Source organism: Robertkochia sediminum (assembly GCF_016786255.1).
Lineage (GTDB): Bacteria > Bacteroidota > Bacteroidia > Flavobacteriales > Flavobacteriaceae > Robertkochia > Robertkochia sediminum.
The window spans coordinates 392,419-400,159 of sequence record NZ_JADMKT010000074.1; the positions used below are offsets into that span (position 1 = coordinate 392,419).

Consider the following 7,741-nt stretch of genomic DNA (forward strand, 5'->3'; position numbering starts at 1 on the left):
GTATATTCTTACAAAGCAAAAGGAACCCTACAACAACACCCTTTAAGGGGCACCAAACACAGTACACATTGAGGTTCAGCACAGTAGGAACCCGCCAAAAATTCGATCGCCCGGTACAATAAACAAAATCAATATACGTTTTGACAACAACAGCAGAATGTTTGACAACATTGAACTTACAATTTCTATGAATTTAATTGACTTGAAATACTTAATTACTATATTGCGTACTGTTTTCAAGACAACTCAAATCTTAATTATGAGAAAGTATCTATCTAACGCATGCATGCTATGCCTGGTTGTGTTAGCGGGCTTTACGAGCTGTAAAAAATCCTCGTCAAAGAATGTTTCCCGCGCCACCGGATGGCAGATCAATTCCAAAGATGGCGGCTTCCAGTACAACACCAACTTTAAAGAACAGGAGACTGCGCCCGGTCTTGTGTTTCTTGAAGGAGGTACCTTTACAAGAGGTAGAGTACAAGATGACGTAATGCACGATTGGAACAATTCACCTACACAAATGCACGTGCAATCGTTCTATATGGACGAAACCGAGGTAACCAACAAAATGTACATGGAGTACCTGGACTACCTTAAAAAGGTTTACCCACCAGAAAATCCTGCATATACCAATATTTACTACGGAGCATTGCCTGACACCCTGGTTTGGAGAAACCGCCTTGGGTATAACGAGGTAATGACCAACAACTACCTGAGACACCCTGCCTATGCAGAATACCCTGTAGTAGGTGTTAACTGGATCCAGGCCGTTCAATTCTGTGAGTGGCGTACAGACCGTGTTAACGAACACATCCTAGAGCGTGAAGGTTTTCTCGATCGCAACGTAAAATACCAGGTTACCAGCGGTGACATGGACGGGACATTCAGCACTGAAACCTACCTGAACAGCCCAAGCAATGTATACGGAGGTCAGATCGACTCCCTGCAAGGAAAAGTAAAGCGTGACTCTACGAACGTCTTCGCTAAGCGTTCCAGCGGAATCCTGATGCCGGCTTATCGTTTACCTACCGAAACCGAGTGGGAATACGCTGCACAAGCTATCGTAGGATCAAGAGAATACAACAACTACAGAGGACGTAAAAAATATCCATGGGACGGACAATACACCCGTTCTGCAAAGAGAAGATATCGCGGTGACCAGCTTGCCAACTTTAAGCAAGGAAAAGGTGACTACGGTGGAATCGCAGGATGGTCTGACGATAATGCCGACATCACTTCTGAAGTGAAGTCTTACCCTCCAAACGACTGGGGTCTTTACGACATGGCCGGGAACGTTGCCGAGTGGGTAGCCGATGTATATCGTCCGATCGTTGACGACGAAGCGAACGACTTCAACTACTACCGTGGTAACGTTTACATGAAAACTGCCATCGATAAAGAAGGTAAGGTTGATATCGTAGAAGAAGGCAATGTGCGTTACGATACACTTCCTAACGGAAGGATCATCGCCAGAGACCTGCCCGGAGAGATCGCCATGGTACCTGTTGATGAAAACGACACTTACCTGAGAACAAACTTTGACTCCAGCGATAACAGAGACTATCGCGATGGAGACCCAAGCTCTACCCGTTTTTACGATATGTTTGACGGAGAAGAAGAAGATCCGACGAAGCGCATGTACAATGCTCCAACGCATGAGATCAAAAGAGATGCAGAAGGTAATATCATTAAGCAATACGACGAGTCTAACGAGCGAACTACACTGATCAACGACGAGGTTCGTGTTTATAAGGGAGGTTCATGGAAAGATCGTGCTTTCTGGCTTGACCCGGCACAAAGAAGATACTTGCCTCAGTATATGGCTACAGATTACATTGGATTCCGTTGCGCCATGTCGCGTGTAGGTTCCAAAGCCACTGAAAAGAAAACGCCAAGACACTAGTTAAACTATAAGTGTTCAATATTAAAAGCCCTGAGAGATCAGGGCTTTTTTATTATTTTTAGGCCATGAAGATCGAACACCTACACCAGCTATTTCAAAAGTCATCCGGAGTATGTACAGATACCCGAAAAATATCGCACAACTGCATATTCTTCGCCCTTAAGGGGGAGAATTTTAACGGCAATAAATTCGCCCTTGAAGCCCTCAAAAAAGGTGCAGCTTATGCGGTTGTCGACGAAAATCCAGATCACAGCAACGTTCGCCTCATCAAGGTAGACGATGTGCTTGATTCCCTTCAGCAACTGGCTACCTTCCATCGCAAACAACTGAAAGCCCCGATTATCGCCCTTACCGGGAGCAATGGTAAGACCACGACCAAGGAGCTTATCAGAGCCGTGCTTTCTACAAAATACAACACCCGGGCAACTACCGGCAACCTGAACAATCACATCGGCGTACCGCTTACCCTACTTTCATTTGATGAGAAGACAGAGATGGGGATCGTAGAAATGGGAGCTAACCACCAAAAAGAGATCCAGGCTCTGTGTAATATCGCATTACCCGACTACGGCCTGATCACCAATTTCGGGAAGGCCCACCTGGAAGGATTCGGTGGTATCGAAGGAGTTATTAAAGGCAAAAGCGAAATGTACGACCACCTCATTGCCAACAAAAAGACGGTGTTCTTTAACAGCTGTGACCCGATACAGAAAAACAAGCTAAAGGCCTACGAGCTCACCTATGCCTTTGGCCATTGTGAAGCTACCAACTACCCCACCTCGATGGTTAGTAGTGCCCCGTATGTAGTTTTTAAAACCAAAGACAGCACCATTAGCTCCCAGCTTACTGGCAGCTACAACTACAATAATCTGGCCCTGGCGGCAGCCATAGGAAACTATTTCAAAGTAGCTCCCGAACAGATAAGATCAGCTTTAGAAAGCTACCTGCCCAAAAACAACAGGTCGCAACTCATAAAAACTGAGAACAAGGAGATCGTTCTTGACGCCTATAACGCCAACCCCAGCAGTATGGAAGCAGCCATTCGCCACTTTGCAGCGAACACCGCGAAAGGCAGCCGACTGGCAATTCTGGGCGATATGTTCGAATTGGGAAAAGAGGCCGGGAAAGAACACCAAAGGATAAATGACCTATGCGACGAACTGCAACTTGAAGCCGTCTTTCTCACCGGAGAAAATTTCAGCAAATGCCAGAGCAAACACCCGAAATTCGCCTCCTATACCGACCTTGAAAATCACATTTTGAAGCATCCTGTAGAACAGAAGCATCTGTTGATAAAAGGCTCCAGAGGAATGGCCCTGGAACGTTTGCTGGATCACCTTACCTGATCGGAAATTAAAAGGCAAATAGGCAAAAGTTTCAGAAAACAAAACTTCTGAAACAAAACTCATACAAAACCCCGTACAGCAAGTGCATTACGCAAAACCTGCCATACGGGGTATATCATTTAAGACCTAAACGAGTCGAGGTTTAAACAGGACGAACTCACCCCCGATCATTGGCCATTTCTCCAATAAATGGTATACCACTCTGAACATCCATTCTGATCACGGCATCGATATACTTTTCGGCCTGTATGAACTTTCCGGCTTCCATGGGATTAACAGCCTTCTTCATTTTCTTGTAATACTTCATCTGTAATTTCTCAATGGCCATATTATTCTTAAAAAGTCGCATGGTAAGATCGTCTACACGATCACTTGAAAGACTTTCATACTGGGCAGCATAATCCTTTAAGATCTTCATACGATCCATACCCAACTTGGATCGCTCTTGCATATAAGCATCGTAAACCGGCCAGAAATTAGCAGCATCGGCTTCTGAAAGATCGAGGTATTCGGTAAGCATTACTTTTTTATCGAGGCCCCAGGCCTCCTGGATCAACTTTGCCTCCTCATTTGTAATTTGCGCCGTTCCGACACCGGTCACAAAAAATACCAACAGGGTCGTGAGTGTGATTAATGTTCTCATAATGAAGAAATTTAAAATGATGTGAATAGAAACAAGCCGGTAGGAAAAGCTGAAGATCAGGCGTGTTAAAATTACCCGTTCCACCTAGAACACCATATAAACATCTGATTTAAGGTCAATTAAGTCGATTTACACCACCCACGGATCATTATGCAAAAAATAAATCCTTAATTTATTACTCACTTAGCATTAACTCAAACATCTGTTAGATGCACAAACATTACGTAACCATTCTGATCTGTTCCCTCCTGATCCTTTCTTCATCCTGCGCAAACAAAAAGAAGCCAACCGTATTGCTCTCCGCTATCGAAACAACGGCCAACAGGGAAACAGTCCGCTCTACCCCTGTTAATGAATTCTATTACGGTGCAGACCTTTCTTATGTGAATGAAATGGAAGATTGCGACGCGAAGTATTACGACGAGACCAATACAGAAAAAGACCCCTATGAGATCTTTAGTAATGCAGGAGCCAACCTGGTCCGCCTGAGACTATGGCACAACCCGGAATGGACGGATTACAGCACTCTGGAAGACGTTAAACGCTCTATTAAAAGAGCTAAGGAACACCATATGAAAGTACTCTTGGATTTCCATTATTCCGATGACTGGGCAGACCCATCTAAACAAGAGATCCCTGCAGCCTGGAGCAACCAAATAAACGACACACAAACCCTGGGATACCTCCTTTACGACTACACCTCAACAACACTTCGGGAATTATACCAGGAAGGCTTACTTCCCGATATGGTACAGGTTGGTAACGAAATTAACAGCATGATCCTGCGCAAGGGCCCCAGGGCAGACTCCATAAACTGGGTACGCAATGCCTACCTCATAAACAAAGGAATCGATGCTGTAAGAGATGTTTCAGAAGAAGTGCGTAAAGACATAGACGTTATGCTGCACATAGCGCAACCTGAAAATGCCCTGACCTGGTTCAGAGAAGCTAAGGCTAACAAGGTTACCGATTTTGACTGGATAGGACTCTCCTACTACCCTAAATGGTCAACTTACGGGCTGGATAGTTTACAACCCGCCCTGGAAACACTCATTGGTGATCACAGCAAAAAGTTGATGATCGTAGAAACCGCCTACCCCTACACCCTTAGCGACAATGACAGCGCCAACAACCTGCTCGACGAATCGGCGCTCATCGAAGGTTATCCCGCCACACAACAAGGACAACTGGACTACCTCATTGCGTTAAAGGACATCGTTAAAGACGCAGGTGGTTCCGGCATAATTTACTGGGAACCTGCATGGACCTCCACATCCTGCAAAACCCGATGGGGACAAGGTTCACATTGGGATAACGCCACCTTATTTGACGCCAATGGAAAAGCGACCCTGGGCATGAACTTCTACTACAACGCACTAACCGGGGAATAGCACAAACCTCATCCAACCCTGAATTCGCTCTCTCCCTGAAGTGATCTCACCACCGTTTGCACAACCATCCGAAGCAGGTCAATTACGTGTAGATGCAAAATAAAAAGCCGGAAAGCTAAAGCTTCCCGGCCGGTATTGTTGTTTACTATTGGAGTCTAATTTTTAGCCATCATATCGCCGGGTCGCTTGAATACCGTCTCTCCTTCTTTGATGGTTTCCATTACCCTGATGTTCATAATATCAAGGGGATCAACTTTAAGAGGATCCTTATCGAGTATAACAAGGTCTGCCAATTTCCCCGGAGTAAGGGTTCCTTTGCGATCCTCCTCAAAATGTTGCCATGCACTCCAGGAGGTCAAACACTGTAATGCCTCATATGGCGTTAATCGCTCATCGGGCCCCATAACTGTTCCGGAACGACTTAAACGATTTACCGCAGTATGTGCTATCATCATCAGATTAGGAAGCGCTACCGGTGCATCGGTGTGAGCAGTAACTTTTACCCCCCTGTTCAATGCAGATTTTATCGGACTGATCTTTTGTGCAGCCTCCGGACCTATGATCTCCTTATACCAGTCGCCCCAATAAAAGGTATGCATAGGAAATAGTGAAGCCACCACATCGTACTTCTTTAGACTGTCGAGCTGATCCATACGCAAGAGCTGTCCGTGGATCAATACAGTTCGACGATCTTCATTACCATACTGTTCACCGGCCTCTGCAAGAACCCTTAACAATTGATCGGCAGCGGCATCACCATTCGTGTGTGCCAAGAGTTGCCAATCGTTTTCAAAAGCCTTATTCACGATACCCTGTACCACACTGTCTTCAGGGATCGCCGGATACCCGGAGTACCCCTTCTTCTGACCGTCTGGTGGTAAAATATATGGCTCATGCCTCCAGGCCGTACGTCCCTGTGGCGAACCATCAAGAGTAAGCTTAACCCCTCCAATACGATAATGGTTCTTATAATCATTACCATACCATTCTGAATCAAAATATTGAGGAAACATATAATCGACATAAGATACCACATCGATCTTAAAATGACCGGCTTCGGCATATTCTGCCATTTGCAAATGATTTTGCATCGCGCGACCTTCCTGTGCGGTTGTATACCCAAAGCTGGTAGCGATCTCTTGCCCTTTATCCATATAATACTTTACCAGTTCCGGTGAGGTCGGACTGATCTTTTGTATCATGATCGGTATGGCAGCCAGTTCTTCCAGCACACCATTAGGTTCCATACTGTTTTCCATACGCCTGATCACACCCCCTGAAGGATCCTTTGTCTCGGCCGTGTAGCCGATCTCCTCAAGTCCCTTGCTGTTAACAACAGCGAAATGACCCGATATATGGACAGCCATTATAGGCACCTCTGTAGAAACCTTATCGAGATCTTCCTTAGTAGGGTGTCGTCCTTCTTTAAGAATAGCATCGTCGTATCCCATTCCCACGATCCATCCCTGGGTCTTGTCGGTACCATTGGCCTCATACCACTCACTAAGAGTAGCAACCAGATCATCGATGGTATTGACATTACCGTCGGGAGAAGCGAGCAGATTGGCCATTACCGCCTGTGCCCCGAAGCCAAAAAAGTGAGCGTGACCGTCGATAAAACCGGGAAGCATGGTCTGCCCCTTAAGGTCGACCTCCTTATAATTTTCTCCCAGCTGTTGCACAGCCTCTTCCTTGCTTCCAACGAACACGATCTTTCCATCTCGTTCGGCAAGGGCTTCAGCATATTCCGGCGAATCGCCTTCCATGGTAATAATTCCACCTCCAAAATAAAGAGTCGCTTCAGAAACACCCTCAGCAGAGGCGTCCTTTTGCTTATCTCCGTCTTTACAAGACCAGGACACCATAAGGACCAGACCCATTAACAGGTAACTTATAATTCTCATAACTTTAGTTTTAACACTATTAAAGTTAATGATTTTCAGACGTATACGACTGCAATTGAATAAAATACACGTTTTACGGGATAAACATTAGGTATGCGGACGATAAGGAGTGAGCATCCTTGAACTTAAAAAAGGAGTCAGAAGAGTATTCTGAAAAGTCTGACGCCTGAAGACCACCTCTCCATACCATCAAGAGGTGAGGGTTACAATAACGGTATAACGGTAACAAAGTAACAAGGGCAACAAGGGTAACAAGGGTAACAGGAATGATGAATTACCAAATTTTCATCTCCTTATAACTTCGTAACCTCGTAACCTTGTAACTCCTCTGGATTACCTCCCTGCGGTCGGTGATCCGGGGTGGGGTGCTATGCGCAACCTGAAAACCCCTCAAGGCCGCACACTACACCAAAAAGAGGTGGAGTATACATCAAACGGATAACTGTATAATAGCTTAAAGGCAACAAAGCAACAATGGTAACAAGAGTAACAGGAATGATGAATTATCAAATTTTTATCTCCTCATAACTTCGTAACCTCGTAACCTTGTAACT

Annotated in this window: 5 protein-coding genes; 3 read left to right on the forward strand and 2 right to left on the reverse strand. The window is 45.3% G+C overall.

Annotated elements, in window-relative coordinates; all coding sequences use genetic code 11:
- Positions 1-259 precede the first annotated feature (259 nt).
- Positions 260-1,903: a gliding motility lipoprotein GldJ gene (gene gldJ, locus IS446_RS08665; RefSeq protein WP_203059846.1), complete on the forward strand. Its 1,644-nt coding sequence runs from the start codon at positions 260-262 to the stop codon at positions 1,901-1,903.
- 65 nt (positions 1,904-1,968) lie between these two features.
- Entirely contained in the window at positions 1,969-3,249 is a 1,281-nt protein-coding gene (locus IS446_RS08670) for a UDP-N-acetylmuramoyl-tripeptide--D-alanyl-D-alanine ligase (protein WP_203059848.1), read from the forward strand.
- Between the two features lie 157 nt (positions 3,250-3,406).
- Here IS446_RS08670 and IS446_RS08675 read toward each other — a convergent pair whose 3' ends face one another.
- The gene (locus IS446_RS08675; RefSeq protein ID WP_203059850.1) at positions 3,407-3,892 is read right to left on the reverse strand and encodes a hypothetical protein; all 486 of its coding nucleotides are present in this window, start codon (positions 3,890-3,892) and stop codon (positions 3,407-3,409) included.
- Between the two features lie 209 nt (positions 3,893-4,101).
- On the opposite strand from IS446_RS08675, the gene IS446_RS08680 reads away from it, so the two are divergent.
- Complete coding sequence (locus IS446_RS08680; RefSeq protein WP_203059852.1) at positions 4,102-5,283, forward strand: glycoside hydrolase family 53 protein; 1,182 nt, start codon at positions 4,102-4,104, stop codon at positions 5,281-5,283.
- A 155-nt stretch (positions 5,284-5,438) separates the two neighbouring features.
- Here the strand turns inward: IS446_RS08680 and IS446_RS08685 are convergent, their stop codons facing one another.
- Positions 5,439-7,187 carry an amidohydrolase gene (locus IS446_RS08685; protein WP_203059854.1) on the reverse strand — a complete coding sequence of 583 codons (1,749 nt, stop codon included), beginning with the start codon at positions 7,185-7,187 and terminating at the stop codon, positions 5,439-5,441.
- Positions 7,188-7,741 lie beyond the last annotated feature (554 nt).

Bases quoted from the DNA above. Each gene is read 5' to 3' on its own strand.
- gldJ (WP_203059846.1), top strand. From the start codon at position 260: ATGAGAAAGTATCTATCTAACGCATGCATGCTATGCCTGGTTGTGTTA.
- IS446_RS08670 (WP_203059848.1), top strand. From the start codon at position 1,969: ATGAAGATCGAACACCTACACCAGCTATTTCAAAAGTCATCCGGAGTA.
- IS446_RS08675 (WP_203059850.1), bottom strand. From the start codon at position 3,892: ATGAGAACATTAATCACACTCACGACCCTGTTGGTATTTTTTGTGACC.
- IS446_RS08680 (WP_203059852.1), top strand. From the start codon at position 4,102: ATGCACAAACATTACGTAACCATTCTGATCTGTTCCCTCCTGATCCTT.
- IS446_RS08685 (WP_203059854.1), bottom strand. From the start codon at position 7,187: ATGAGAATTATAAGTTACCTGTTAATGGGTCTGGTCCTTATGGTGTCC.